This window comes from Streptomyces sp. BBFR102 (assembly GCF_051397025.1).
GTDB lineage: Bacteria > Actinomycetota > Actinomycetes > Streptomycetales > Streptomycetaceae > Streptomyces.
Genome location: NZ_CP195757.1, coordinates 3,561,018 through 3,585,294, shown reverse-complemented (window position 1 = coordinate 3,585,294; position 24,277 = coordinate 3,561,018). Strand labels below are relative to the sequence as shown.

Genomic DNA, 24,277 nt, shown 5'->3' with positions numbered 1-24,277 from the left:
CAGAAAGGGACGGGCCGTGGAATCCACGGTCACTGTCGACCCCTCCGGCGATCGCCCCGCCAAGCGCCCCGGATACGGGCAGTTGCTGCGCACCCCGGGGGCCTGGACGTTCCTGCTGCCGGGCTTCGCGGCCCGGCTGCCGTTCGCGATGCTGACGATCTCCCTGGTGTTGCTGGTGCAGCACACCACCGGCTCCTACGGTGTGGCCGGCGCGGTCGCGGCCGTCGCCGGTGTCTCCATGGCGCTGCTCGCCCCGCAGGCGGGCAAACTCGCCGACCGCTTCGGGCAGCGCGCCGTCCTCGTACCGGGTGTCCTGCTGCACTCGGCGGCGGTCGCCCTGCTGACCGTGCTGGCCCTGGCCGACGCCCCGCTGTGGACGCTCTTCGCGGCGGCGGTGCCCACCGGCGCCTCGGTGCCGCAGATCGGGCCGATGGTCCGCTCGCGGTGGGCGGCACGGCTCGGCGACACCCCGCTCGCGGGGACGGCCGCCGCCTTCGAGTCGGTCACCGACGAACTGACCTTCGTCCTCGGCCCGGTGATCGCCACGGCGCTCTGCACCAGCGTGCACCCGGCGGCCGGTCTCGCCGCCGAGGGCGCCCTCTCCCTCGTCGGGGGCCTCCTCTTCGCCGCCCAGCGCTCCACCCAGCCCGAGGTCACTCCGCGTCCCGCCGCCGGCGCGGCGACGGCCGGAGCCTCCCACTCCGCCCTCTCCATCGCCGGCGTGCGCGTCCTCGCGGTCGCCTTCCTCGGCATCGGCACGGTCTTCGGCGGCCTCCAGGTCTCCCTGACGGCCTTCGCCGAGGAGGCCGGCCACCCGGGCGTCAACGGGCTGCTCTACGGCGTCTTCGCGGCGGGCAACACCCTCGCCGGGATCGTCTACGGCGTGGTCGCCTGGTCTGCCCCGCCGCAGCGCCGCCTCCTTCTGGGGTACGCGGGGCTGGCCGTGACCGCCTCCACGCTGTGGGCGATGCCCTCGCTGGCGCCGCTGGCGGTGGCGGGGCTGCTGACCGGGCTCTGCGTGGCCCCGGCCCTGATCACCGGCTACACGCTGATCGACGGCCTGGTCCCGCCGGGCGCCCGGACGGAGTCGTTCACCTGGCTGACCGGCGCGGTCGCCCTCGGGCAGGCCGGGGCGGTCACGGCCTCGGGTGCGCTGGCCGACGCCTTCGGGGCGCGGGCCGGTTTCGCGGTGCCGCTGGGCGGAACGGTGCTGGCCCTGATGGTGCTGGTGGCCCTGCGTTCCCGGCTGGCGCCGAGGGCCGGCGGCACCGGGCGCGGGCCGGTGGCGTCCGGCGGAACCGGGCGTGGTATCGGTCACCGAACCCCGGCGGCAGTGGACTGAGGGCGCGGAATGCGTCACTATGGATCGTCGTTAGCACTCAATGAGTGAGAGTGCCAGGAGGAAGCAAGTGCCGACGTATCAGTACCAGTGCACCGAGTGCGGCGAGGGCCTTGAGGCGGTGCAGAAGTTCACGGACGACGCGCTGACCGTGTGCCCCAGCTGCGAGGGCCGCCTGAAGAAGGTGTTCTCGGCCGTCGGTATCGTCTTCAAGGGGTCCGGCTTCTACCGCAACGACAGCCGGGGAGCCTCGTCGAGCAGCGCCCCCGCCTCGTCGTCGAAGCCCGCGGAGAAGTCGGAGAAGGCCGCCTCCGGGTCGTCCTCCTCCTCGGAGAAGGCGGCGTCGTCCTCCGGTTCGGCGTCGTCCGGATCGGGTTCCTCCGGTTCCAGCTCCACCAGCACGGCGAGCGCCTGACCCTCAGCGGGTCCCCGGCGCCGCCCGATTCCTTCCGCGACCCCGTCCGCCCGGCTCCGGCCCGGCGGACGGGGTCGTCGGCGTGCGCGGACGGGCGGGCCGCTACCGTACGGCCCATGGTGAACACGGTGCAGGCGACGGCGGACGACGGGCGCGCGGCCCCCCTGGCGGAGATCGGGGTCATCGGCGGGTCGGGGTTCTACTCCTTCCTCGACGACGTGCGGGAGGTCCAGGTCGACACCCCGTACGGGGCTCCCAGCGACTCCCTCTTCCTCGGCGAGGTCGCCGGTCGGCGCGTCGCCTTCCTCCCCCGGCACGGCCGCGCCCACCACCTGCCGCCGCACCGCATCAACTACCGCGCCAACCTGTGGGCGCTTCGCTCGGTGGGCGTACGCCAGGTCCTCGGCCCGTGCGCGGTCGGCGGGCTGCGCCCCGAGTACGGGCCGGGCACGCTGCTGGTCCCCGACCAGTTCGTGGACCGCACCAGGAACCGCGTCCAGTCGTACTACGACGGCCTCCCCGTCGAGGACCCCCGGGCGCCCGGCGGGGAGCGGGTGCCCGAGGTCGTCCACGTGTCGCTGGCCGACCCCTACTGCCCCGTCGGGCGCAAGGCCGCGCTGCGGGCGGCCCAGGGGCGCCGCTGGGACGCGGTCGACGGCGGCACCCTCGTCGTCGTGGAGGGGCCTCGCTTCTCCACCCGGGCGGAATCCCTCTGGCACCGGGCGCAGGGCTGGTCGGTGGTGGGCATGACCGGCCACCCGGAGGCCGCTCTCGCCCGCGAACTGGAGCTCTGCTACACCTCCCTGACCCTCGTCACCGACCTGGACGCGGGCGCCGAGACCGGCGAGGGCGTCTCTCACGGCGAGGTCCTGGAAGTCTTCGCCGCCAACATCGAGCGGCTGCGCGCGGTGCTCTTCGACGCGGTGGCGCAGCTACCGGCCGGGCCGGAGCGGGAGTGCCTGTGTGCGCGGGCGCTCGGGGGGCGGGAGACGGGGATCGGGTTGCCGTAGGGGCGGGGAGCTGGTTGCCGCAGGGGGACGAGGAGCGGGCGGGGTAGGGCTCGGCTGGACGGGACCGAAGGTGCCGGGCCGGCTGAGGGGAGATCGCGCGGGCGGGCGGATGTGGGGCGTGGCTGGGTGCCGGGCCGGCCGAGAGGGATCGCGGGGTCGGCGGATGTTGGGGGGCTGGGCCGGTGCGGGCTGTGAGGCTGGCGGCTGGGGGCCCGCAAGCCGCGTGTGGAGCGGGCGGACGTGCTGGGCCCTGGGGGTGGCGTGGTGGTGGGGCACGGACAGGTGATGAGGCGTGCGACGTGGTGTACGGGTCGGCGGGGCTGGGGAGGGGGCCGAGTGGGGACACATGGCGGAACGTCCCGTTCGGGTGCCCGGGTTGTCCACAACCCCACCGCCGTCCCCAACCCCCGGCAGCGGGCTTGGCCGAACCGCATCGTGAGGGAGCCACTCCTCCTCACGAAAGGCGGTGCCCACGGTGCCCTCCTACGCCCCTGACGGGTTCCCCACGGCGGCGGCCTCGCCCCGCGCCTCGGCTACGGCCCCCTCTTCGCCCGGCCTGGCCAAGGTGGCAGCTCGGGGCGGCCTCCCCCAGGCGCCGACCCCATATCGCCTGCCGCAGACTTCTGGTTCCCCGTCGTCCGCCCTGTTGAGGCCGTCTCCTCCGGTGCCGCCCGCCGGGGCCCCCTGCCTGAGCCTCGAAGAGCCCGCCGTGCCCGGGTACGGGGTGCCGCCGCCCGGCCGGGTCGCCCCCTTCACACCGGTCCGGGTTCGTGGCGGGTCCCGCTCCGGCTCGGCGGGGCGGTGGCGCGGGTGGGTGTGGGTGGCGGGGCTGCTCGTGGGGGTCGCGGGGTGGGCGATGCCCGGTGTGGGGACGGAGCGGGACGCCTCGGGCGGGGAGGCGGCGGCCGGCGTCCAGGCGTCGGCGAGCGCCGAGGCGGCTGGCGCTCGCGGCGGGGCGAGTTCCGGTTCCGGCGCCGGTTCCGATTCCGACGCCCGCTATGTGGCGGCGCCCGTGCGCCTGGCGGACGGCGGGGTGGTCGGCTTCCTGCGGGCAGGCGACCGGGTGGATGTCCTGGCGGCGGGACCGGACGGTGACGGCGGTCGGCCCGGGCGCAAGGCCCGGCGGATCGCCTCCTGCGCGCAGGTGCTGCGCGTGCCGGGCACCCCCGCTCCGGAGGGGACGCGGGAGGAGGACCCGGGCGAGGAGGAGGCCCGCGGGGAGGCTCCCTGGCCGGAGTTCGGCACTCCCGGCGGTTCTCGCGACGGGCTGGTGCTGCTGCGGGTGCGCCGGTCGACGGCCGAGGCGTTGGCCGGTGCGGAGATGGGCGCCCAGGCGTCCCCCGGCGCCGGGGCGGGGAGCCATCTGGTGGTGGCGGTGTGCTGAACCTGATGCGAACGTTTCACGCCCTGCTCACCTCTTGTCCGTCAAGTCCCTCGATCGTGGGACGCGATTGGACAGGCTGGCCCAACGCTGGCGTAGGTTGCGGAGCTGATTCCTCCACAACCGTCAGTGAAGAAGGGCCCCGTGGTGAGCAAGAAGAAGGAACCGAGCCTCCTGGACGGCTTCAAGGCGTTCCTGATGCGCGGCAACGTGATCGACCTGGCGGTCGCGGTCGTCATCGGCGCCGCGTTCACCAAGATCGTGAACTCGGTGGTCGAGGGGGTCATCAACCCCCTGGTCGGCGCGATCGGCACGCAGGACCTGAACCGCTACAGCTCCTGCCTCTCCGGCCCGTGCGAGTACAACCAGGAGACCGGGGAGGTCGTCAAGGGCATCCCCATCATGTGGGGCAACGTCCTCAGCGCCACCCTGAGCTTCCTCATCACGGCGGCCGTCGTGTACTTCCTCATGGTCCTGCCGATGGCGAAGTACCTGGCCCGCCAGGCCGCCCGCAGGGCGGAGAAGGAGGGGGTCGCCGAGGCCATGGAGGTCAGCGAGCTGGAGGTGCTGAAGGAGATCCGGGACGAGCTGGTCGCCCAGCGCTCCGGGACGGCTGGTCCGGCCTCTCGCGAGGGCGGGCCCGGTACCACGGGGCCGCAGCCGCCGCAGAGCTGATCCGCAGCGCCGCCGCGACGGTGGCGGCGGCTGAGGACAGGGCAGTGCGCGTGGCCCGCCGCGCGGGTTGGTGGCGGCGGGAGGCGCGGTCCCGGTCGCGTCCCTGCTCAGATGTGGTGCGGGGGCTTCTCGTCGAGGAAGCGCGCGAGGTCCGCCGCGGAACCACTGCTGGCGGGCCGCTCGCCCCAGCCTCGGTCGGTGTCGTCCGAGGACGGTCGGCTCAGCGGGTCGTCGAAGTCCAGCACGTCCTTGGGGTCGCGCGGCTCGGGGTTCTGGGCGGTGCTCATGGCTCCAGCGTACGTCCGGCGGGGACGCGCTCGCGGCGGTGCGTGCTGGTGTGGTCCGCCACTCCGGTACATGGCGGCCTTGGGTGGCCTCGGCCCGGCGTGTGGCGGAGGGTGGGCTCCTGGACAGCGGGCGCTCCCCGGAAGGCCACGGATCACCGGAGGGCCGCCGATCGCCCGAAGGCCGACTGCGGTTCCCGCGCAGGGGCCGCGAGCGGGCCGGGCCGAGGACGTGGCGCTGACGGGGCGCCCGGCGGGGAGCCCGGATGGCGATGTGGCGCCCGGGCTGCGCCCGTCGGCTGGAACTCCGGGCGGGGGTCAGGTGGCGTTCAGGCCGTGTGCGGTGAAGACCGCCCGCGCGGTGGCGACCTGCTCCTCCGTGGGTGCGGAGGTGTGCCGGAGCGGCCGGGCTCGGACGATCGCCTCCCCTCCGCTCGTGCGGGCGGGGTGGTACGGGATGACGTCGACGCCCGTGACGTTGCCGAGGGAGGCGGCGAAACGGGCGATGCCGGTGACGTTCTCCTCGGCGTCGGTCAGCCCGGGGACGAGCACGAAGCGGACCCGGACCTCGTTGCCGAGGCGGGCGAGGCGGCGGGCGAAGGCGACGGTCGGAATCAGGTCGCGGCCGGTCACGCGCCGGTAGGTGTCGCGTCGCCAGGACTTGATGTCGAGGAGCACCAGGTCGACGTCGCGCAGCAGGGCGTTGCCCGCCCTCGCGCCGAGAAACCCGGAGGTGTCGAGCACGGTGTGGTAGCCCAGTTCGTACTTGAACCGGTGGAGGAGTTCCCCGGTGAAGACGGGCTGGAGCAGCGGTTCGCCGCCGCTGACGGTGGCGCCCCCGCCGTCCGCCGCGATGAGCGTCCGGTGCCGGGCGGCCTCCTCGACCAGTTCGTCGGCGGAGGCCCGGCGTCCGTTGCGTGTCCGCAACGCCTCCGGGTTGTGGCAGTACAGGCAGGTGAGCGGGCAGCCGGCGAGAAGGACGGTGAAACGGGTGCCGGGGCCGTACGCACCGGTGGACAGCTGCCAGGAGTGGACGGAGCCGTTGACCAGCCGCCGGGTCGCCGCTCCGGCCGGGGTCGCCGCGCCGCTGTCCGGCGGGTGCCCCGCGCCGGAGCGTACGAGGGAGTCTTTGCCGAGCAGAGCGGTCATGGCGGGTCTCCTGACAGGAGGGTCGGTGCGGGTCGGGCCGAGCGGCAAGGCGGGGACGGCGTCGGGCGTTCGGGGGCGACTGGGTCAGGTGGGGCGCGGGGTGCGCGAGGGGTGCGGCGGCGTCGAGGGCCGCGGGTCGAGGGCCGCCTCGTGCCGGGACTCCTCCGCCGGGCTGTCGCGGGCCTCGGCTCCGGGTGTGGTCACCGGGTCAGGGGGCATGGCGGGTACCTTCCGGGCAGTTGCGGGCGTACCTGTTCATTGCAGCGGCTCGTGCGGCCGTGTGGGGTCGGCGAAGGTCCCCGTTTCGTCGCCGCTGGTCACCGTTCCCCTGCGGCCAGTCGGTGGGGAACGCGCCTTCAGGGCGCGTATGCGGTCCTGACCTGCGCGTTCTTCGGGGACTTTGGTCCCGTGGGAGGGGCCTGGTGGCCCCCTGGGCCACGGAGAGGGCAGGAGGGGGACACCGCTGGAATCGGAGGCGCTGCCGCTCGCGCCGGGGCGTGTTCGCGGCGCGGGCCCCCTGTGGAGGGGACGGGAGGGGCGCGACCTGCATCATCCAGGTCCCGGTCCACGGCCAGGTGGCGCCCCCGACCCGACCGGGTACGGATGAGGCCATGACACAACGCCCCGCCACCGGCTCCGACCCCGGCCCGACCACACCCCACTCCCCTGCTCCCGGCCCCCGAGACGCCCTGACCGACGTCCCCGGCCTCCGGGTCGGCCATGCCACCCGTCGAGGCGACGGCTGGCTCTCGGGTACCACCGTGGTGCTGACGGAGCCGGGCGGAGCGGTGGCCGCCGTCGAGGTGCGCGGCGGTGGTCCCGGGACGCGGGAGACCGATGCGCTCGACCCGCGCAACCTGGTGCAGCGGGTCGAGGCGGTGGTGCTGACGGGCGGTTCGGCGTTCGGGCTGGACGCCGCCTCCGGGGTGGCGGCCTGGCTGGAGGAGCGGGGCCGGGGTGTGCGGGTGGGGCCCGGCCCGCATCAGGTGGTCCCGGTGGTTCCGGCGGCCTGCCTCTTCGACCTGGGAAGGGGCGGGGACTGGCGGGCCCGGCCGGGGACGGCGCTCGGCCGGGAGGCGGTGGAGCGCGCGGCGGTCGGAGGACCGGTCGGGCAGGGCGTGGTGGGTGCGGGCACGGGAGCGGTCGCGGGTGGGATGAAGGGAGGTGTGGGGACGGCGAGTCTGCGGCTGGCGTCGGGCCACACGGTGGCGGCGCTGGTGGTGGTGAACGCGGTGGGTTCGGTGTGCGATCCGGAGACGGGGGTGTTGTACGGCAGGTACTTCGCGCAGCGGCCCGGGCCGGGGGGACGCGTGGTGTGGCCGTCCCCCGAGGCGCACGAGCGGGCGCGGGCGCGGCTGGCGGCGGCGGTCGCGGAGACCGAGCGGCGCGGCGCGGCGACGGTGCGGCCGGGCACCGAGGAGCCCTCGGCGTCCGGCGCGCCGTCGGCCGGCCGGCCCCCGCTGAACACCACGCTCGCCGTGGTGGCCACCGACGCCGCGCTCACCCGGGCCCAGGCGCAGAAACTGGCTGGGACCTCGCACGACGGGCTGGCGCGCGCGGTGCGTCCGGTGCATCTGCTGCACGACGGGGACACGGTGTTCACCCTGGCCACCGGGGCGAGGCCGATCGAGGGCGCGGCGGTGAACGAGGTGCTGGCCGCAGGTGCCGACGCGGTGACCCGCGCCATCGTGAAGGCGGTCCTGTCGGCGGAGTCGGTGGAGACTGCGGCGGGTGTGTTCCCCTCGTACCGCGAGTTGTACGGGGACCTCGCCCCCAAGCCGTGACGGCGCCCCTGCCCTGCCGCTCTCCGCGCTCCCGCTCTTCGGGACACCCCGCAACCCCCTGCCTCTTCGCCTGGCCGCGAGGCTCCCGGGCCCCGCTCACGCCGGGGGCGGGCAGCGGGGGCTCGAAGACAGGGGGGATGAAGGGCCGCAAGGCGGGTACGGACACGCATGGGTGACAGGGCGTCGGGTGAGAAAAGGCTGCCCTTACTGCGGGAACTCCGGCGGGGCGTCATGCGTTTTCCGTTTCCCGGGCAAGATGTCCGAGCCAGGGGCTACGGTATGCACCCACCAGGTGACATGGAGCAACGCCGGGAGAAACCTTGAGCGTTCCGTACGAGACATGTGGGACCCACGAGGCATTCGAGTCGCCGGACGCCTGCCTTCAGCGACTTCTCGCCCGCACCCTCAACTCCTTCGAACTTCCCGACGAGACGCTGTCCCGGCTCGATACGGCGCTCGCCTATGACAGTTGCCTGCACTCCGCCGCGCACCACAGCGACGGCAGACGCCGGGAGACGTACCGGCACGTGTGGTTGGTGGCCGACGGAAGTGCCGTCACCCTGTGGGAGCTGACGCACAACACCGCCCCGGACGGGCGGCTCCACCACGAGGTGTACACCGACCACGAGGAGCTGCGGATCGCCACGGCGCGGCTGCCGCTCCCGAGCACCGATCCCGTGGAGCTGGAGGGCGCGCCGCGGCTGGAGGTGGACGACAGTCCTGCCCAGCCGCCGCCCGAGCGCGAGTACGAGTGGGGCGACTCCCCGGACCACGCGCGGCGGGTGCTGCGCCGGGCGGAGAACACCGACCGGCCGGGCGAGGAGGTGGCCGTGCTGCTGGCGGGGGCTTTCGCGCACCAGATCACCCAGGCGTTCGGCCGACTCGACCCGCTGCGGGGCCGCCGCCCGGGCTTCTCCCTCTACGAGCACGCGTTCCTCCTCGCGGACGGCCGCGAGGTGAGCCTCTGGGAGGTGGAGCACACGGCGACGCCCGACGGACGTCACATGTGCGAGGTCTACGAGACGGAGGACGCCGCCCAGGCGGCGATGGAGCGCCGGGCCGCCTCGCTCTGAGGGCCGCCTGCCCGCCGGGCCCGGGTCTGCCGACCCAGGTCCGGACAGAGAGGGACCCCAGCACCCCGGGGGGGGGATGGAGTGCTGGGGCCGGGCCCCGGCACCAGGGGGGGCGGGTGCCGGGGGTTCAGGGGAGCCGGGGCTCTGGGGTCAGCCTGGCTCATATGGGTCGAGCGTAGGGCGAGCCACGCCGGGGCGCGGGGCCGACAGGGCCGATCGGGGGCCACGGATGTTCCACCGGGCCCCGTCACGGCCCGGGTCGGGGCCCCGGGACATCAGGCCGCCGCGTCGAATCCGGTGTCGTGCGCCATGCGCTTCAGCTCCAGGAGGGCGTGCTTCTCTATCTGGCGGATGCGCTCGCGGGTGAGGCCGTGCTGCTTGCCGACCTCGGTGAGGGTGCGCTCGCGGCCGTCCTCGATGCCGTACCGCATCTTGATGATGGAGGCGGTGCGGTCGTCGAGCTGGCCGATGAGGTCGTCCAGTTCCTCGCTGCGCAGCAGGGTGAGGACGGACTGCTCGGGGGAGACCGCGGAGGTGTCCTCCAGGAGGTCGCCGAACTGGGTGTCGCCCTCGTCGTCCACCGACATGTTGAGCGAGACCGGGTCGCGGGCCCAGTCGAGGACGTCGGTGACGCGCTCGGGGGTGCTGCTCAGCTCGGCCGCGATCTCGGCGTGCTCGGGGTCCCGGCCGTGCTCGCGGTTGAACTCGCGCTGGACGCGGCGGATGCGGCCCAGCTCCTCCACGAGGTGCACGGGCAGCCGGATGGTCCGGGACTGGTCGGCGATGGAGCGCGTGATGGCCTGCCTGATCCACCAGGTGGCGTACGTGGAGAACTTGAAGCCCTTGGCGTAGTCGAACTTCTCGACGGCGCGGACCAGGCCGGCGTTCCCCTCCTGGATGAGGTCGAGCAGGGGGAGGCCGCTGCGTGGGTAGCGGCGGGCCACGGCGACGACGAGGCGGAGGTTGGACCGGATGAAGACGTCCTTGGCCCGCTCCCCTTCGGCGACGAGCGCTTCCAGTTCCTCGCGGGAAGCTCCGGCGGAGTCGCTGTCGACCTCGCCTTCCAGGATCTTCTGGGCGTAGACGCCGGCCTCGATGGTCTGGGACAGCTCCACTTCCTTCGCGGCGTCCAGCAGCGGTGTGCGGGCGATCTCGTCGAGATACATGCCCACAAGGTCGCGGTCGGCGATCTCGCCGGTCGCGCGGACGCTGCCTGCCGCGCCGGTCTCGCCGGAGGCGGCGGGCTTACGACGGGCGACGGCACGGGTTGCCATGCGTGCTCCCTTGCGATGAGTGGTGGACGACCTGGCGGACTCCACATCCGGCGACCCGGTTGCGGCATCCGTAGGAATCAACGATTGCAATCCGGACAGAATTCCCCACCTGCTCATTGTTTTTCGGGGTCATGCAGTACCCTGTCCGGCCACAGGCGGGGAGGATGATCGGAATGACACCGCGCGGAACAGCGGAACCGCAGGTCAGGCCGGGAATCGCGGCGGACCTCAGCGGCCTCACGGACCTCTGCAACCACTACGTTCTCCGGACTCCGATCACCTTCGACACGGTGCCGCTTACCCCGGAGGGACGCACGCAGTGGTTCCTCTCCCACCCGAAGGACGGCCCGCACCGCCTGATGGTTGCCACGGAACCCGCCGCGTCCGGCCCCGCGCGCCTGCTCGGCTACGCGACCAGCTCACCCCTGCGCCCGAAGGCGGCGTACGCGACCTCGGTCGAGGTCAGCGTCTACTGCGCCCCCAACGCGGCGGGCCGCGGCGTGGGCAGCGCCCTGTACACGGCCCTCTTCGGCGCCCTGGCCGGTGAGGACCTGCACCGCGCCTACGCCGGCGTCACCCAGCCCAACGACGCCTCCCACCGCCTGCACACCCGCTTCGGCTTCCGCCCGATCGGGACGTACGGGCAGGTGGGCCGCAAGTTCGGGCGGTACTGGGACGTGCGGTGGTACGAGAAGGGGCTGGGCGGGGGCGGAAGCAGCCCGGCCGGCGTCTGAGGCCGAAGAGCCGGACCGGCGTTCGAGGCCCCCCTAGCCGAACTGCACCGACCGCTTCGCGAGCCCCATCCAGAAGCCGTCGATGACGCTGCGCTGGGTGGCGAGGTCGCCGGTGGCGTCGGCGGCGCCGAGGGTGACGAAGAGGGGGGCGAAGTGTTCCGTACGGGGGTGGGCGAGGGCGCCGGCGGGGGCGGCGTGGGTGAAGTCGAGCAGGGTGTCGACGTCACCGCCGTCGAGGGCGGCCCGCCCCCAGTCGTCGAACTCGGCCGACCAGGACGGAGTCCCGCCCTGTCGCAGCGCGGCCAGGTTGTGGGTGAAGAAGCCGGAGCCGACGATCAGGACGCCCTCGTCGCGCAGGGGCGCCAGCTTGCGGCCGATCTCCATGAGGCGGCGCGGGTCGAGGGTGGGCAGTGACATCTGGAGGACGGGGACGTCGGCCTCGGGATACATCTCGACGAGGGGGACGTAGGCGCCGTGGTCCAGGCCCCGGTCGGGGATGGACTGGACCGGGGTGCCGGGGGCGGCCAGGAGCTTGCGGACCGAGTCGGCGAGGGCGGGGGCGCCGGGGGCGGCGTACTGGACGCGGTAGTAGTGCTCGGGGAAGCCCCAGAAGTCGTAGACCAGGGGGAGGGTGCGGACGGCGCCGAGGGCGAGGGGGGCCTCCTCCCAGTGGGCGGAGACCATGAGGATCGCGGTGGGGCGGGGCAGCCCGGCGGACCAGGCGGCCAGCTGGCCGGGCCAGACGGGGTCGTCGGCGAGGGGCGGGGCGCCGTGACTGAGGTAGAGGGCGGGCATCCGCTCGGCGGTGCTGTTCATGGCGACTCCACTCCTGATACTTGAAACCTCAAGTTCTGGGTCGACCGTAACGTCCTTTTGTTCAACTTTCAAGAATGGTTTCGTAGAGTGGATGACATGACCACTTCCCCCGGCGACCGGCCCGGGCCCCCGCGGCCCCGCTGGCTCTCCGACGACGAACAACGCGCCTGGCAGGCGTACCTGCACGCGACGACCCTGCTGGAGGACCACCTCGACCGGCAGTTGCAGCGCGACGCCGGGATGCCGCACGTCTACTACGGGCTCCTGGTCCAGCTCTCCGAGGCGCCCGAGAAGCGGCTGCGGATGACCGAGCTGGCCGAGGGTGCGAAGATCACCCGCTCGCGGCTCTCCCACGCGGTGGCGCGGCTGGAGAAGAACGGCTGGGTACGGCGCGAGGACTGCCCTTCCGACAGACGGGGGCAGCTCGCGGTGCTCACCGAGGAGGGCGAGGCGATGCTGACCCGCAGCGCACCCGGCCATGTCGCGGCCGTCCGCCAGGCCCTCTTCGACCGGCTCACCCCGGAACAGGTCGACTCCCTCGGCGCGATCATGGCGACCGTCGCCGAGGGACTCCAGCCCTCGGGGAGCGACTCGGACCTGCCCTGGCGGCGCTGACCGCGCCCCCGCTCGCGGGGCTTCCGCCGCACGGGTCGGTCCAGGTGGACGTCGCCGGGCCGCAGGCGACGAGGAGTACGCCGACACCCGACGACCCGGCGCGGACGCGGCCACCACCGCCTCGGCCCGGACCGGCCGGGCCGGGCACTCACCGGTGGTGGTGAGGCAGGAGGCGGCGAGGGCTTTCATCAGTACGGCGCCGAGGGCGCCGCCGGCCCGCTACGAGGTGGTGACCCACCACCGAGGCGACCCCGGCATCACTCGGCACGAGCCGCGTCGCCGCCGGCCCGGCGGACACGAACCCGTACCGAGGCCGAGCGGCACCGTCATCGCGGTGCCACGGAGACGTACGGGCCGCCGACCCCGGCTCGGCGGGCAGCGGCGTTCCGGCGGCGACCGGGGCGCGGCCCGGGTTCATCCTCCGGGCGCCGATCCGCGTCGAGTCGGTGATCACGCCCGCGCTCATCGGCGAAGGGGCAAAGCCGGTCCCCGACCGACGAGTTCGCGGGCGGCCTCGGTGATCCGCTCGCGGCGGCGCCGCGCGGACGCAGGTCCTTCCGCTCCGGTGGTGGCGCCGGAGCGCCCCACGGCCGCCTCCCTCGCGCACGGGGAGCTGGCCCCCGCTTCGCCGGACACCGCCTTCGGGCGGGGAGAGAGCCCCTGCCCATGTCCGCTCCGGCCCCGGAAGGGGCTTTGTGAGCCGCTTCACGAAGTGCCCGGGCATGCCCCCGTTCGGTCGCACCCAGCGAGCGTCCCCTCACCCTCCGGATGAGGGTGAACGGACAGGCGCAGCCGGGCCGGTCGGCTGCCGCGACCGAAGGGCACCGTATGTCGCGCACCCGTCGGCGGATATCCGGGACCCGGCGCCACGTCCTGCTCGCCTCGGTCACCGCCCTCGCCCTCGCGGTCACCACCTCGGCCAGCACCGGCCGCCTGCTGGAGGGGCCGCCCACGGCGGGCCCGGCCGCGATGGCCCGTTCGACGGTGCTGGGACCCTGCATGATCAGCGGCCCGATGGGGGTCCAGATGTCCGAGGGGCTGCCGACCGCCCCCGGCTACACCCGCTCCACCGGCACCGTCCGCGCCCTCAACCTGATGATCGACTTCCCCGACGCCCCCGGTGAGGGGAGCGCCCAGGACCGGCTCGCGGAGTTCTTCCCGCAGACCACCGACTGGTTCCGCACCAGTTCCTACGGCCGCCTCGCCTACCGGCCCGACGCCCCGATAGCCGACTGGCTGCGGATGCCCGCCCCCTTCGCCTCGTACGGGATAGACCGGGGCGCGCCCTTCGACCCGGGTTACCGGGAGCTGGTCCAGGACATCGTGGCCGAGGCCGACCCCGAGGTGGACTTCAGCGAGTACGACCTGCTCAACATCCTCATCACGCCGAACGCCGGGCCGGACGCCCTGGAGACCGTGCTGTCGGTGACCTTCGCGGGGAACCAGGAGGCGCCGGTGGCCGACGGCGTCCCCGTCGCCAACGCCTCGTTCGTCTACAGCCGCCAGGACGACGGCTCGGGCAACCTGGAGGAGACCGGGTACCGCGTCCTGCCGCACGAGAACGGCCATGTCTTCGGCCTCCCCGACCTGTACACCGGCGACGGCGGGGCGGCGGTCGGCCACTGGGACATCATGAGCGAGGACTGGGGCGCCAACAACGACCTGCTCGGCTGGCACAAGTGGAAACTGGGGTGGCTCGACGACGACCAGGTCCGCTGCGCCGCCACTCCGGGCACCACCGAGCACCGCCTGCGCCCGCTCGCCGAGAGGGGCGGCACCAAGCTCGTCTTCATCCCGCTGACCGGCTCCGCCGGGTACGCCCTGGAGGTGCGCACCCAGGAGGGCAACGACGAGGCCGTCTGCCGCCCGGGGGTACTCGTCTACCGGGTGGACGCCGAGGTCGACACCGGGCTCGGCCCGATCGAGGTGGTCGACGCCACCCGCGACAGCGGCGGCTGCACCCGGCGCCCCAACGTCCACGCGGAACTCTCCGACGCCCCGTTCCGCCCCGGCGAGACCTTCGACGCCGACAAGGACGGCGTCCGGGTCACCGTCGCCGGGGCCGACCTCGAAGGTACGTACACGGTGCGCGTCAGCCGGAAGTGAGCGGGACGCCCCGGCAGATCTCCGGAAACGCACGGGCCGGTGCGGCGCTCCACACGCGGACGGAGGCCCGGCCGCCCGGACGGCCCAGTGTGCGTGACCCGGTCGGCCCCGTGTCGTTGGCGTCATCGTCCGTCGGCCCCGGCGGACTCCCACGACACCTCTGACCTAGGAGAATCATGCGCAACCGCCGCACCGCCCGCGCCGCCGCCCTCACCGTCCTGATGGGCGGTGCGGCGCTCGCCGCAGCGGGTGCCGCGCAGGCGGACGCGGGCCCGTCCTCGCAGCCCGTCCCCTCGGGCGCCTCCGCCCAGGACACCCCGCAGGGCCTGCCGATCGTGGGCGACGTCGCGAAGGGGCTGCCCACCCAGGCGATCTCGGGTCTGCTCCCCGGTGGCCTCCCCACCGACCAGATCCTGGGCAGCGCGCCCGCCGACGCGATCACCGGCCAGTTGTCCGGCGCGACGGACACGGTCACCGGCGCCGCATCCCGCGCGCTGCCCGCCGACGCGATCGGAAACAGCCTGCCCACCGACGGCCTGCCCCTCCAGCAGTTCCTCGGCGGTCTGCCCATCACCGGCTGACCCCGCGCCGTGGCCGTCGGCGCCCGCACCCCCGCCGGGCCCCGACCTGTACGCGAACCACCCTCCCCCCACACGGACGGAGCAGCACATGCCGACGCGGAAAGGCCGCCAGCACAAGGCCCGCAAACAGAAGGGCCGCCGCCACCGCACCGTCAACCGCACCCCGCGCCCCGTCACCCGGTCTCGGCTCCCGGGCGCTTCCGGGCAGGGCACCGGGCCCGCGGCACCGGCGGCCGCCTCCCGGACCGCGCCCTCCGCGCGGCCGGCGCCCGGCCCGGTGGCCGTCGGGCCCCCGGCGAAGGCGCGGACCCCCGCACCCGAGGCGTCCCCCACCCCGCTCCCCGGCGTCCCTGCCGAGGTCTTCGCCCCCGTCGGCGCGGGCGGGCTCGGGCGGACCGCCGAGCGCAGCTGGCGCCACCTGGCCGCGGCCGGCGCCCAGGGCGCCACGCTCGACGAGGTGAGCGCCGGCGCGGGCTACCAGCCGACCACCGTCACCCGCCATCTGGCGGGCCTCGCCGAGCGCGGGCTCGCGCGGCTGGACGGGGAGCGCTGGTACGCCGTGGCCCCGGCCGACGCACCCGCTTGCGCCTGACGGACAGGGCGCCTGTCCCGGGCGGCACGCAAATAGAACTATTCGCGGCCTCCGTTACGTGCACGTAGCAGGCAACGTTGGCACTGCGGTTCGTTCCCTGGCCGGGCCGGGGCGGCATCCAGCCGCCCCGGCCCGGCGCCGCGCAGAAACCGTTCCCCCATTACCCGGTCGGCATCCGACACGGGGCGTTCGGGTGGCGGAGGAAGACCGCCCGCATTTCCTCAGTTTCCTCCCACCCGTCCGGTCGTTACCGATATCGACGGCGACGAAACGGGGCGTGACACCGACTCGTGCAGCGCGAAAGACGTGGCTGTGTAGGGCGTCGCCGCCGGAAAGGTACAACCGTGAAGTACATGAAGAGCGCCGCATTCATCGCCGGTTCGCTGATGGCCGTCGGCGTGGCCACCCCGGCCCTGGCCGACGCGGGCGCCGGCGCCGCCGCGACCCACTCCCCCGGCGTCATCTCGGGCAACGCGGTCCAGGTTCCGGTCCACGTCCCCGTGAACGCCTGCGGCAACACCATCAACGTCGTCGGCCTGCTCAACCCGGCCTTCGGCAACGCGTGCGCCAACCTCTGACGGCGCCTTCGGGCGCCTGACGCCCGGATTCGTGGAACGGCCCCTGAGCGCACGCCATGCGTTCGGGGGCCGTTCCCCCAGCAGCACGGGCGGGCATCGGGCCCTCCCGACCTGAACAGACAGGGAACGATCAAGTGCGACAGGTTATGAGCAGGAGCATGCTCGCCGCCGCGGCGGCGACCGGCCTCCTCTCGGTGACGGGCGCGGCCGCCCACGCCGACGCGGGTGCGGCGGGAGCCGCCGTGAACTCCCCGGGCGTGGCTTCCGGCAACACCGTCCAGGCCCCGGTCCACGTGCCGGTGAACCTCTGCGGCAACACCGTGAACGTCATCGGGCTCCTCAACCCGGCGTTCGGCAACAAGTGCGCCAACGTGGGCGACGGGGGCGCCGAGGCCGAGGGCGTAGCCACCAACTCCCCCGGCGTGGCCTCGGGCAACGCCGTCCAGGCCCCGGTCGACGTGCCGCTCGACGTGTGCGGCAACTCGGTCGACGTGGTCGGCCTGCTCAACCCGGCCTTCGGCAACGAGTGCGCCAACAGCGACGGGAAGCCGCCCACCGAGCAGCCCCCCACCGAGCAGCCTCCGACCGAGCAGCCCCCCACGGAGCAGCCGCCCACCGAGCAGCCCCCCACGGAGCAGCCGCCCACCGAGCAGCCCCCCACGGAGCAGCCGCCCACCGAGCAGCCCCCCACGGAGCAGCCGCCCACCGAGCAGCCCCCCACGGAGCAGCCGCCCACCGAGCAGCCCCCCACGGAGCAGCCGCCCACCGAGCAGCGCCTCACGGAGCAGCCGCCCACGCGCGACATGCCGAAGGAGGAGCTGGCTGAGACCGGCGCCGACCAGATCGGTACCGCGGCCGCCCTCTCCGCCGCTCTGCTCGGCGGTGGCCTGCTGATGGTCCGCCGCGGCAGGTCTGCCCGCCGCTGACCGACCGGGCCCTCGGCCCACCGCGTCCCGCCCGCCCGGCAATCGCCCGCCGGGCGGGACGCCCCCTCCGGGTCTCCTCGCCAACGCGCGCGAGGCGACCCGGTCGGCGTTTTCGGGGGCGGGTCGGCGCTCCGTACCACCGTCTCGTGGGGCCGGGCCGCGTTCTCTCCGGGGCTTTCGCACCGGCCCGGGAAAGCCCTTCGCCGTATTCCCGACGGGCCGCGGCCTTATCCCGGTCGGGTGCGAGCACGCTTTCCGCGCCCGGCGTGCGCTCCCTTCTCGGGGCGCGCCGCCTCCTTGACACCGCGCCACGCGTCCGGGTGAATCAACCGGCCCCGGGCTGTTCTCCCGGTTTCCCCGGTGGACGCCTTTCGTTGAGCAGTCGCATTCACGCAGTCGAATTCACGCGGCCGTATACGAGGAGCCTCCGGCGGCCCGTGGATTCGGCCGGATCGCCGGGCCGTCTCCCGGCACGGAAGAAGGACGCACATGAAGCACCGCAGGACCGCCTCCGCCCTCGTCGTCTCGATGCTGGCGGCCGGTGCCGCGGCAGCCGCCGCGACCCCCGCGCTCGCCGTCGACACCTCGGGGGTGCCGATGAGCCTCAACGCGGGCGCGGACAAGCTGACCGGGTCGCTGGAGACGCACCGCCTCGGCGGCCAGGTCACCGACCCGCTGCTGCGCGGCGCCGACAGCGCCGTGGAGCAGGTGCGCGGCAGCGACCTCGGGAAGGCCGGGGAGGGCGTCAGCAAGGTCGCCGACGGCGCCAAGACGCTGCTCGGCGGGGTGCCGCTGAAGGACCTGCCGCTGCAGTGAGGCGCGCTCCGGCGGCACGCCGGGACACGGTGGGGCGGGGAGGACCGCCCGGTGTGCCGCCGCCCGGACCCCGTCGGTCCGGCCGCCGGGTCAGCCGGTCGCGGCCCGCTCGTCGACGATGCGGCGGATCTTGCCGACGGAGCGCTCCAGCGTCTCCGGGTCGACGATCTCCACGGCGGCGCTGACCCCCACGCCGTCCTTGACGGCCTTGCCTATCGCGGCGGCGGCGCGCTCGCGCAGCGCGGCGTCGGCGGTGGGCCGGGCCTCGGCGCGCACCGTCAGGTGGTCCATCCGGCCGCGCTTGGTCAGCCGGAGCTGGAAGTGCGGGGCGACGCCCTCGGTGCGCAGCAGGATCTCCTCGATCTGGCTGGGGAAGAGGTTGACCCCGCGCAGGATGATCATGTCGTCGGAGCGCCCGCTGATCTTCTCCATGCGGCGCATGGCGGGGCGGGCGGTGCCGGGCAGCAGCCGGGTCAGGTCGCGGGTGCGGTAGCGGACGACCGGCATGGCCTCCTTGGTGAGGCTGGTGAGGACCAGTTCACCGTGTTCGCCGTCGGGCAGCACCTCGCCGGTGACCGGGTCGACGATCTCCGGGTAGAAGTGGTCCTCCCACAGGTGCAGGCCGTCCTTGGTGTCGACGCACTCCTGGGCGACGCCGGGTCCCATGACCTCGGAGAGGCCGTAGATGTCGACCGCGTGGAGGTCCATGCGGTCCTCGATCTCGCGGCGCATCTCCTCGGTCCACGGCTCGGCGCCGAAGACCCCGGCGCGCAGCGAGGTGGCGCGCGGGTCGATGCCCTGGCGCTCGAACTCGTCGAGGAGGGTGAGCAGGTAGGACGGGGTGACCATGATGATCTCGGGCCGGAAGTCCTGGATGATCTGGACCTGCCGGGCGGTCATGCCGCCGGAGGCGGGGATCACGGTGCACCCCGCACGCTCGACGCCGTAGTGCGCGCCGAGGCCGCCGGTGAACAGCCCGTAGCCGTACGCCACGTGGACCTTGTCGCCGGGGCGGGCGCCGGCGGCGCGCAGCGAGCGGGCGACGAGGTCGGCCCAGACGGAGAGGTCGTGGTCGGTGTAGCCGACGACGGTGGGGCGTCCGGTGGTGCCGCTGGAGGCGTGGATGCGGCGGATGTCGGCCTGCGGGACGGCGAACATGCCGAAGGGGTACGACTCGCGGAAGTCCGCCTTGGCGGTGAAGGGGAAGCGCGCGAGGTCGTCGAGGGTGCGGCAGTCGTCCGGGGTGACGCCCGCCTCCTCGAACTTGCGGCGGTACAGCGGCACGTTGTCGTACGCGTGGCGCAGGCTCGTGCGCAGCCGCTCCAGTTGGAGGGTGCGCAGTCCGGAGAGGGTGAGGCGCTCGGCGGAGTCCTTCAGCTCGTCGGGCAGCGGCTCGCCCAGCCGGGACGTCCCGGTCCCGGCCGCAGTGCTGTTCATGATCATCCTTCCACGGCTCGTCTCACGCGGCTGTGGCCGCGGAATTCGGCGACGACCCGGTCGTCGCGGGTGATGCGGACGTCGTAGATCCCGCTGCGTCCGAAGCGGGTGCGTTCCACGGCGTGGGCCGTCAGTACGTCGCCCTCGCGGGCGGGGGCGACGAAGACGATGTCGGCGGCGGCCCCCACGGCCTGCGGACCGTAGCTGTTGCAGGCGCAGGCGAAGGCGGTGTCGGCGAGGGTGAAGAGGAAGCCGCCGTGGGCGTCGCCGTGGCCGTTGACCATGGCGGCGGTGACGGTCATGCCGACGCTCGCGGTGCCTTCGCCGACGGCCTGGAGGGTCATCCCGAGCCCCCGGGAGGCGGCGTCGGCGGCGAACATCCGGGCGGCGGGGCCGCCGGTGCGGGCGCCGTCCGGCGTCACCCGGTCGGCCCTACCGCCCGCGTCGGGCGCCTGAGCGGTCCCGGAGGCCGGCGCCGTCCCCGCGAACCCCGGCTCCGCCGGCTCCTGGAGACCGGCGCGCGGGCCGGTCGTCACGTCCTCGCGACGTCCCATGTGGCCATCACCCCTTGCTGCCCGACCGAACATTCGGTTAGCTTGCGACCAGCTCAGTAATTCAGCATCCGATCTGCCTGTCAAGGGGTGCCCATGCCTTCTCCCGACGCCACCGCCACCACCGGCGCGGCCGACTTCTTCGCCCGTCACGAGACCCTGCTGAGCAGGGCTTCTGCCGAGATCACCGCCCGCGGCTTCTGGTCGGCGTACCCGGAGTCGCCGAGTCGTTCCGTCTACGGCGACGGCGCGGCCGAGGCGGGCGAGGCCGCTTTCGAGGCGCGGCTCGGACGCCCCTTCGAGCTGTCCGGCCACCCCGGTGAGCCGGGTGCCGTCGGCGGCGAGGTCTCCCCCTACGGCCGCGTCCTCGGCGTGACCTACCCGCGCCTGGCCCCGGCCGACGCGGTGGCCGCCGCCAAGGCCGCCGGGCGCACCTGGCGGCGGGCCACCCCGGACGAGCGCGCCGGGGTCGCCGCCGAGATCCTGGCCCGGCTCAACGCCGCCTCCTTCGAGATCGGCCACGCCGTCCACCACACGACGGGCCAGCCCTTCGTGATGGCCTTCCAGGCGGGCGGGCCGAACGCGCAGGACCGGGGTCTGGAGGCGGTGGCGTACGCGTGGGCGGAGCAGAAGCGGCACCCGGCGGCGGCGCGGTGGGAGAAGCCGGCGCGCAAGGGTGAGCCGACGGTGCTGGAGAAGACGTTCACGCCGGTCGGCGCGGGTGTCTCGCTGCTGGTCGCCTGCAACACCTTCCCGACCTGGAACGGCTACCCGGGCCTGTTCGCCTCGCTGGTCACCGGCAACCCGGTGATCGTCAAGCCGCACCCGGGCGCGGTCCTGCCGCTGGCCATCAGCGTCGGCATCGCCCGTGAGGTGCTGGCCGAGGCCGGGTTCGACCCGGACGTGGTGCTGCTCGCCGCCGAGGAGGCGGGCGGGCGCAGCGCCGCCGAGCTGGCCGTCCACCCGGACGTGCGGATCGTCGACTTCACCGGCTCCTCGGAGTTCGGCACCTGGCTGGAGCGCAACGCCCTCCAGGCCGCCGTCTTCACCGAGAAGGCCGGGCTGAACACGGTCGTCCTGGACTCCACCGACGACTACAAGGGGCTGCTGCGGAACCTCTCGTTCTCGCTCTCCCTCTACAGCGGTCAGATGTGCACCACCCCGCAGAACCTCTACGTACCGCGCGAGGGTTTCGCCACCGACCAGGGCGTGAAGACCCCGGCCGAGTTCGGCGCGGACCTCGGCGCGGCCCTCGACAAGCTGCTCGGTGACCCGGAGCGGGCGGCCGGGACGCTGGGCGCGCTGGTCGGCACGCCGGTGGTGGAGCGGGTCGAGCGGGCCGCGAAGCTCGGCGGGACGAGCTGGGGCGGGCAGGCTCTGGTCCACCCGTCCTCGGAGGCGGCCGTGCAGCGCTTGCCGCTGGTCACGCTGCTGGACGCCGACGCGGACGCCCAGACGTACCGCAGCGAGTGGTTCGGGCCGATCTCCTTCGTGGTCGCCGCCGACTCCACCGACCACGCGCTGGCGCTCTTCCGGGAGACCGTCGGCGAGCACGGCGCGCTGACCGCCACCGTCCACTCGACCAGCGAGGACGTCCTGGAGCGGGCCCGGGAGGCGGCGCTGGACGCGGGCGTGCACCTGGCGGAGAACTTCACCGGTCCGGTCTTCGTCAACCAGTCGGCGGCCTTCAGCGACTTCCACGGCTCGGCCGCCAACCCGGCCGCCTCCGCCACCCTCACCGACCCGGCCTTCGTCACCGGCCGCTTCCACACCCTCCAGTCCCGCCGCCCGGCCCGCCCCGTCCAGGGGGCCTGAGGTGCCCGAGGAGGTCTACCTGGTCGACGGGGCGCGCACCCCGCAGGGCAAGTACGGCGGGGCCCTCGCCCAGGTGCGCCCCGACGACCTGGCCGCGCTCGTCGTCGGCGAGGCCGTGCGGCGCGCCCAGGTGCCCGCCGACGCGGTCGACGAGGTGATCCTCGGCGCCGCCAACCAGGCCGGCGAGGACAACCGGGACGTCGCACGGATGGCGGTGCTTCTCGCAGGGCTGCCGCACACCGTGCCCGGCTACACCGTCAACCGGCTCTGCGCCTCGGGCCTGACCGCCGTCGCCTCGGCCGCGCAGGCCATCCGCTCCGGCGAGGCCGAGGTCGTGGTGGCGGGCGGGGTCGAGTCGATGACCCGGGCGCCGTGGGTGATGGCGAAGCCCGGCACGCCCTGGGCCAAGCCCGGCGAGGTCTTCGACACCTCGCTGGGGTGGCGGTTCACCAACCCGAGGTTCGCCGCGGCCGACCGGGCCCCGGCGCCCGGCGAGGGCCCGGTGACGCTCTCCATGGGCGAGACGGCCGAGGAGGTCGCCGCGCTCGACGGGATCACCCGGGAGCAGTCGGACGCCTTCGCGCTCCGCTCGCACCAGCGGGCGGTCGCGGCCCGGCGCGCCGGGCACTTCGACCGCGAACTCGTCCCCGTCCCCGTCAAGGACGGCGAGGTCACCGCGGACGAGGGCCCGCGCCCCTCCACCACCCTGGAGAAGCTGGCCACGCTGCGGACCGTCTTCCGGGCTGACGGCATCGTCACCGCCGGCGCCTCCTCGCCGCTCTCGGACGGCGCCTCGGCGCTGGTCGTGGCGAGCGGCGCGGCCGTCGAGCGGTACGGACTGACGCCGCGCGCCCGGATCACCGCCGCCGCCTCGGCCGGGGTGGAGCCGCACCTGATGGGCCTCGGCCCGGTCCCGGCGACGCGGAAGGCGCTGGAGCGGGCCGGGTGGACGGCGGCCGACGTGGAGGCCGTCGAGCTGAACGAGGCGTTCGCCGCGCAGGCACTCGCGGTGATCGCCCGCCTGGGGCTCGACCCGGAGCGGGTCAACGGCGACGGCGGCGCCATCGCGCTGGGCCACCCGCTGGGCTCCTCCGGCTCCCGCATCCTGCTGACCCTGCTGGGCCGCCTGGAGCGCGAGGACGCCCGCCGCGGCCTGGCCACGCTCTGCGTCGGCGTCGGGCAGGGCGTCGCGATGCTGGTGGAGCGGGTATGAGTACGCACACGACGGGCGCCGCCTTCACCACGCTCACCGTGGAGGAGCGGGCCGACCGGGTCGTCGTGACCCTGGACCGGCCCGAGGCGCGCAACGCGATCAGCGCCCGCATGATCCGCGAGCCGCACACGGTCTGCGAGGTGCTGGAGGACGAGCCGCGAGCGGATGACCGCCTTCCTGGAGCGCGGCTCTGCCCGCTCCACCACCCCCGCCCCGAGGAGGCCCGCTCATGACCACCGCAGCCGCCGTTCCCGCCCTCCCCCGGAGCGTCGCCGTGATCGGCGGCGGCCGGATGGGCGCGGGCATCGCCCAGTCCTTCGCCACCGCCGGGGCGCCGGTCACCGTGGTCGAGCACAGCCGCGAGGCGGCAGAGGCGGTCCGCGAGCGGATCGCCGGGTCGCTGGAGCGGGCCGCCGGGCGCGGGCTGATCGACGCCGCCCCCGCCGAGGTGCTGGACCGGATGGCCTTCGCCGACGCGGTGACCGGGCTGGACCCGGCGACCGAGCTGGTCGTGGAGGCCGTACCGGAGGAGGCCGGGCTGAAGGCGGAGCTGCTGGCCGCCGCCGAGCAGGTGGTGGGCGAGCAGGCGGTGCTGGCGACCAACACCAGTTCGCTGTCGGTCACCGAGCTGGCCGCGGTGCTTCAGCGGCCCGCCCGCTTCCTCGGCCTGCACTTCTTCAACCCGGTCCCGGCCTCCGCCCTGATCGAGCTGGTGGTGGCCGAGGACACCGACCCGGCCGTGGTCGACCGGGCGCTGGCCTGGACGGCGGCGCTCGGCAAGAAGGACGTCGTCGTCAAGGACTCGCCCGGCTTCGCCTCCAGCCGCCTCGGCGTGGCGCTCGGCCTGGAGGCGATCCGCATGGTCGAGGAGGGCGTGGCCTCCGCCGAGGCCATCGACGACGCCATGCGGCTCGGCTACAAGCACCCGATGGGTCCGCTGCGCCTGACCGACCTGGTCGGCCTGGACGTACGCCTGGCCATCGCCGAGTACCTGCACGCCACCCTCGGCGAGCGGTTCGCCCCGCCCCGGCTGCTGCGCGACAAGGTGGCCCGCGGCGAGCTGGGGCGCTCCACCGGACAGGGGTTCCACACATGGGAGAAGCAGAGGTGAAC

General features: G+C 74.3%; 25 protein-coding genes and 1 pseudogene. 19 read left to right on the top strand and 7 right to left on the bottom strand.

What is annotated here, in order from left to right:
• The first annotated feature begins 16 nt into the window (after window positions 1–16).
• The 5 genes from ACSLIC_RS16100 to mscL all read left to right on the top strand — a co-directional run bounded on the left by ACSLIC_RS16100 (window position 17) and on the right by mscL (window position 4,820).
• Window positions 17–1,342 (top strand): MFS transporter, encoded by a 1,326-nt coding sequence (locus ACSLIC_RS16100; RefSeq protein ID WP_436738390.1) that lies wholly within the window; start codon window positions 17–19, stop codon window positions 1,340–1,342.
• A 67-nt stretch (window positions 1,343–1,409) separates the two neighbouring features.
• Window positions 1,410–1,754 carry an FmdB family zinc ribbon protein gene (locus ACSLIC_RS16095; protein ID WP_436738389.1) on the top strand — a complete coding sequence of 115 codons (345 nt, stop codon included), beginning with the start codon at window positions 1,410–1,412 and terminating at the stop codon, window positions 1,752–1,754.
• A 116-nt stretch (window positions 1,755–1,870) separates the two neighbouring features.
• On the top strand, window positions 1,871–2,764 hold the full coding sequence (locus tag ACSLIC_RS16090) for an S-methyl-5'-thioadenosine phosphorylase (protein ID WP_436738388.1): 894 nt from the start codon (window positions 1,871–1,873) through the stop codon (window positions 2,762–2,764).
• A gap of 820 nt (window positions 2,765–3,584) precedes the next feature.
• Complete coding sequence (locus tag ACSLIC_RS16085) at window positions 3,585–4,148, top strand: RcpC/CpaB family pilus assembly protein (protein ID WP_436738387.1); 564 nt, start codon at window positions 3,585–3,587, stop codon at window positions 4,146–4,148.
• Between the two features lie 141 nt (window positions 4,149–4,289).
• Window positions 4,290–4,820 carry a large conductance mechanosensitive channel protein MscL gene (gene mscL / locus ACSLIC_RS16080; RefSeq protein WP_436738386.1) on the top strand — a complete coding sequence of 177 codons (531 nt, stop codon included), beginning with the start codon at window positions 4,290–4,292 and terminating at the stop codon, window positions 4,818–4,820.
• A 107-nt stretch (window positions 4,821–4,927) separates the two neighbouring features.
• Here the strand turns inward: mscL and ACSLIC_RS16075 are convergent, their stop codons facing one another.
• From ACSLIC_RS16075 to ACSLIC_RS16065, 3 genes are all read right to left on the bottom strand, one after another.
• Window positions 4,928–5,107 (bottom strand): hypothetical protein, encoded by a 180-nt coding sequence (locus ACSLIC_RS16075; RefSeq protein ID WP_436738385.1) that lies wholly within the window; start codon window positions 5,105–5,107, stop codon window positions 4,928–4,930.
• Window positions 5,108–5,422: 315 nt separating this feature from the next.
• Window positions 5,423–6,253, bottom strand: a complete 831-nt coding sequence (locus ACSLIC_RS16070) for a radical SAM protein (RefSeq protein ID WP_436738384.1) — start codon at window positions 6,251–6,253, stop codon at window positions 5,423–5,425.
• An 84-nt stretch (window positions 6,254–6,337) separates the two neighbouring features.
• Window positions 6,338–6,472 carry a hypothetical protein gene (locus tag ACSLIC_RS16065; protein WP_436738383.1) on the bottom strand — a complete coding sequence of 45 codons (135 nt, stop codon included), beginning with the start codon at window positions 6,470–6,472 and terminating at the stop codon, window positions 6,338–6,340.
• Between the two features lie 392 nt (window positions 6,473–6,864).
• On the opposite strand from ACSLIC_RS16065, the gene ACSLIC_RS16060 reads away from it, so the two are divergent.
• Both ACSLIC_RS16060 and ACSLIC_RS16055 read left to right on the top strand, forming a co-directional pair.
• Window positions 6,865–8,037, top strand: a complete 1,173-nt coding sequence (locus tag ACSLIC_RS16060) for a P1 family peptidase (protein WP_436738382.1) — start codon at window positions 6,865–6,867, stop codon at window positions 8,035–8,037.
• A 320-nt stretch (window positions 8,038–8,357) separates the two neighbouring features.
• A complete protein-coding gene (locus ACSLIC_RS16055) occupies window positions 8,358–9,110 on the top strand; it encodes a DUF6227 family protein (protein WP_436738381.1) in 753 nt (250 codons plus the stop codon).
• A 275-nt stretch (window positions 9,111–9,385) separates the two neighbouring features.
• On the opposite strand, the gene ACSLIC_RS16050 is transcribed toward ACSLIC_RS16055, so the two are convergent.
• Window positions 9,386–10,384, bottom strand: coding sequence for a sigma-70 family RNA polymerase sigma factor (locus tag ACSLIC_RS16050; protein ID WP_436738380.1), 999 nt, complete (start codon window positions 10,382–10,384; stop codon window positions 9,386–9,388).
• Window positions 10,385–10,557: 173 nt separating this feature from the next.
• On the opposite strand from ACSLIC_RS16050, the gene ACSLIC_RS16045 reads away from it, so the two are divergent.
• Window positions 10,558–11,118, top strand: a complete 561-nt coding sequence (locus ACSLIC_RS16045; RefSeq protein WP_436740387.1) for an N-acetyltransferase family protein — start codon at window positions 10,558–10,560, stop codon at window positions 11,116–11,118.
• A gap of 33 nt (window positions 11,119–11,151) precedes the next feature.
• On the opposite strand, the gene ACSLIC_RS16040 is transcribed toward ACSLIC_RS16045, so the two are convergent.
• Window positions 11,152–11,934, bottom strand: coding sequence for a dioxygenase family protein (locus ACSLIC_RS16040; RefSeq protein WP_436738379.1), 783 nt, complete (start codon window positions 11,932–11,934; stop codon window positions 11,152–11,154).
• Between the two features lie 87 nt (window positions 11,935–12,021).
• Here ACSLIC_RS16040 and ACSLIC_RS16035 point away from each other — a divergent pair, with 87 nt between their 5' ends.
• From ACSLIC_RS16035 to ACSLIC_RS16005, 7 genes are all read left to right on the top strand, one after another.
• Window positions 12,022–12,549, top strand: a complete 528-nt coding sequence (locus tag ACSLIC_RS16035; RefSeq protein WP_436738378.1) for a MarR family winged helix-turn-helix transcriptional regulator — start codon at window positions 12,022–12,024, stop codon at window positions 12,547–12,549.
• Window positions 12,550–13,377: 828 nt separating this feature from the next.
• The gene (locus ACSLIC_RS16030; protein WP_436738377.1) at window positions 13,378–14,655 is read left to right on the top strand and encodes a M6 family metalloprotease domain-containing protein; all 1,278 of its coding nucleotides are present in this window, start codon (window positions 13,378–13,380) and stop codon (window positions 14,653–14,655) included.
• Window positions 14,656–14,831: 176 nt separating this feature from the next.
• On the top strand, window positions 14,832–15,236 hold the full coding sequence (locus tag ACSLIC_RS16025; RefSeq protein ID WP_436738376.1) for a hypothetical protein: 405 nt from the start codon (window positions 14,832–14,834) through the stop codon (window positions 15,234–15,236).
• 88 nt (window positions 15,237–15,324) lie between these two features.
• Window positions 15,325–15,828, top strand: coding sequence for a helix-turn-helix domain-containing protein (locus ACSLIC_RS16020; RefSeq protein ID WP_436738375.1), 504 nt, complete (start codon window positions 15,325–15,327; stop codon window positions 15,826–15,828).
• A 344-nt stretch (window positions 15,829–16,172) separates the two neighbouring features.
• On the top strand, window positions 16,173–16,406 hold the full coding sequence (locus ACSLIC_RS16015; protein WP_436738374.1) for a chaplin: 234 nt from the start codon (window positions 16,173–16,175) through the stop codon (window positions 16,404–16,406).
• 158 nt (window positions 16,407–16,564) lie between these two features.
• Entirely contained in the window at window positions 16,565–17,332 is a 768-nt protein-coding gene (locus ACSLIC_RS16010) for a chaplin family protein (protein WP_436740386.1), read from the top strand.
• 489 nt (window positions 17,333–17,821) lie between these two features.
• Window positions 17,822–18,148: a hypothetical protein gene (locus tag ACSLIC_RS16005; protein WP_436738373.1), complete on the top strand. Its 327-nt coding sequence runs from the start codon at window positions 17,822–17,824 to the stop codon at window positions 18,146–18,148.
• Window positions 18,149–18,238: 90 nt separating this feature from the next.
• Here the strand turns inward: ACSLIC_RS16005 and paaK are convergent, their stop codons facing one another.
• Together paaK and paaI are read right to left on the bottom strand one after the other, a co-directional pair.
• Window positions 18,239–19,591, bottom strand: coding sequence for a phenylacetate--CoA ligase PaaK (paaK, locus tag ACSLIC_RS16000; RefSeq protein WP_436738372.1), 1,353 nt, complete (start codon window positions 19,589–19,591; stop codon window positions 18,239–18,241).
• Complete coding sequence (paaI, locus tag ACSLIC_RS15995; protein WP_436738371.1) at window positions 19,588–20,139, bottom strand: hydroxyphenylacetyl-CoA thioesterase PaaI; 552 nt, start codon at window positions 20,137–20,139, stop codon at window positions 19,588–19,590. Before paaI ends, paaK begins: the two co-directional genes overlap by 4 nt.
• 93 nt (window positions 20,140–20,232) lie before the next feature.
• Here paaI and paaN point away from each other — a divergent pair, with 93 nt between their 5' ends.
• The 4 genes and pseudogenes from paaN to ACSLIC_RS15975 all read left to right on the top strand — a co-directional run bounded on the left by paaN (window position 20,233) and on the right by ACSLIC_RS15975 (window position 24,275).
• A complete protein-coding gene (paaN, locus tag ACSLIC_RS15990) occupies window positions 20,233–21,951 on the top strand; it encodes a phenylacetic acid degradation protein PaaN (protein ID WP_436738370.1) in 1,719 nt (572 codons plus the stop codon).
• A gap of 1 nt (window position 21,952) precedes the next feature.
• A complete protein-coding gene (locus ACSLIC_RS15985) occupies window positions 21,953–23,164 on the top strand; it encodes a thiolase family protein (protein ID WP_436738369.1) in 1,212 nt (403 codons plus the stop codon).
• Window positions 23,161–23,325, top strand: a pseudogene (locus ACSLIC_RS15980) (enoyl-CoA hydratase/isomerase family protein); the annotation flags it as partial. The gene ACSLIC_RS15985 and the pseudogene ACSLIC_RS15980, both read left to right, overlap by 4 nt.
• Before the next feature lie 68 nt (window positions 23,326–23,393).
• A complete protein-coding gene (locus ACSLIC_RS15975) occupies window positions 23,394–24,275 on the top strand; it encodes a 3-hydroxyacyl-CoA dehydrogenase family protein (RefSeq protein ID WP_436738368.1) in 882 nt (293 codons plus the stop codon).
• Window positions 24,276–24,277 lie beyond the last annotated feature (2 nt).

Coding starts and splice junctions, on each gene's coding strand:
- ACSLIC_RS16040 (WP_436738379.1), bottom strand. CDS start 11,934: ATGAACAGCACCGCCGAGCGGATGCCCGCCCTCTACCTCAGTCACGGC.
- ACSLIC_RS16045 (WP_436740387.1), top strand. CDS start 10,558: ATGACACCGCGCGGAACAGCGGAACCGCAGGTCAGGCCGGGAATCGCG.
- ACSLIC_RS16020 (WP_436738375.1), top strand. CDS start 15,325: ATGCCGACGCGGAAAGGCCGCCAGCACAAGGCCCGCAAACAGAAGGGC.
- ACSLIC_RS16060 (WP_436738382.1), top strand. CDS start 6,865: ATGACACAACGCCCCGCCACCGGCTCCGACCCCGGCCCGACCACACCC.
- ACSLIC_RS16090 (WP_436738388.1), top strand. CDS start 1,871: ATGGTGAACACGGTGCAGGCGACGGCGGACGACGGGCGCGCGGCCCCC.
- ACSLIC_RS16005 (WP_436738373.1), top strand. CDS start 17,822: ATGAAGCACCGCAGGACCGCCTCCGCCCTCGTCGTCTCGATGCTGGCG.
- ACSLIC_RS15975 (WP_436738368.1), top strand. CDS start 23,394: ATGACCACCGCAGCCGCCGTTCCCGCCCTCCCCCGGAGCGTCGCCGTG.
- ACSLIC_RS16010 (WP_436740386.1), top strand. CDS start 16,565: ATGCTCGCCGCCGCGGCGGCGACCGGCCTCCTCTCGGTGACGGGCGCG.
- ACSLIC_RS16050 (WP_436738380.1), bottom strand. CDS start 10,384: ATGGCAACCCGTGCCGTCGCCCGTCGTAAGCCCGCCGCCTCCGGCGAG.
- ACSLIC_RS16030 (WP_436738377.1), top strand. CDS start 13,378: ATGTCGCGCACCCGTCGGCGGATATCCGGGACCCGGCGCCACGTCCTG.
- ACSLIC_RS16065 (WP_436738383.1), bottom strand. CDS start 6,472: ATGCCCCCTGACCCGGTGACCACACCCGGAGCCGAGGCCCGCGACAGC.
- ACSLIC_RS16075 (WP_436738385.1), bottom strand. CDS start 5,107: ATGAGCACCGCCCAGAACCCCGAGCCGCGCGACCCCAAGGACGTGCTG.
- paaN (WP_436738370.1), top strand. CDS start 20,233: ATGCCTTCTCCCGACGCCACCGCCACCACCGGCGCGGCCGACTTCTTC.
- ACSLIC_RS16025 (WP_436738376.1), top strand. CDS start 14,832: ATGCGCAACCGCCGCACCGCCCGCGCCGCCGCCCTCACCGTCCTGATG.
- ACSLIC_RS16070 (WP_436738384.1), bottom strand. CDS start 6,253: ATGACCGCTCTGCTCGGCAAAGACTCCCTCGTACGCTCCGGCGCGGGG.
- paaK (WP_436738372.1), bottom strand. CDS start 19,591: ATGATCATGAACAGCACTGCGGCCGGGACCGGGACGTCCCGGCTGGGC.
- paaI (WP_436738371.1), bottom strand. CDS start 20,139: ATGGGACGTCGCGAGGACGTGACGACCGGCCCGCGCGCCGGTCTCCAG.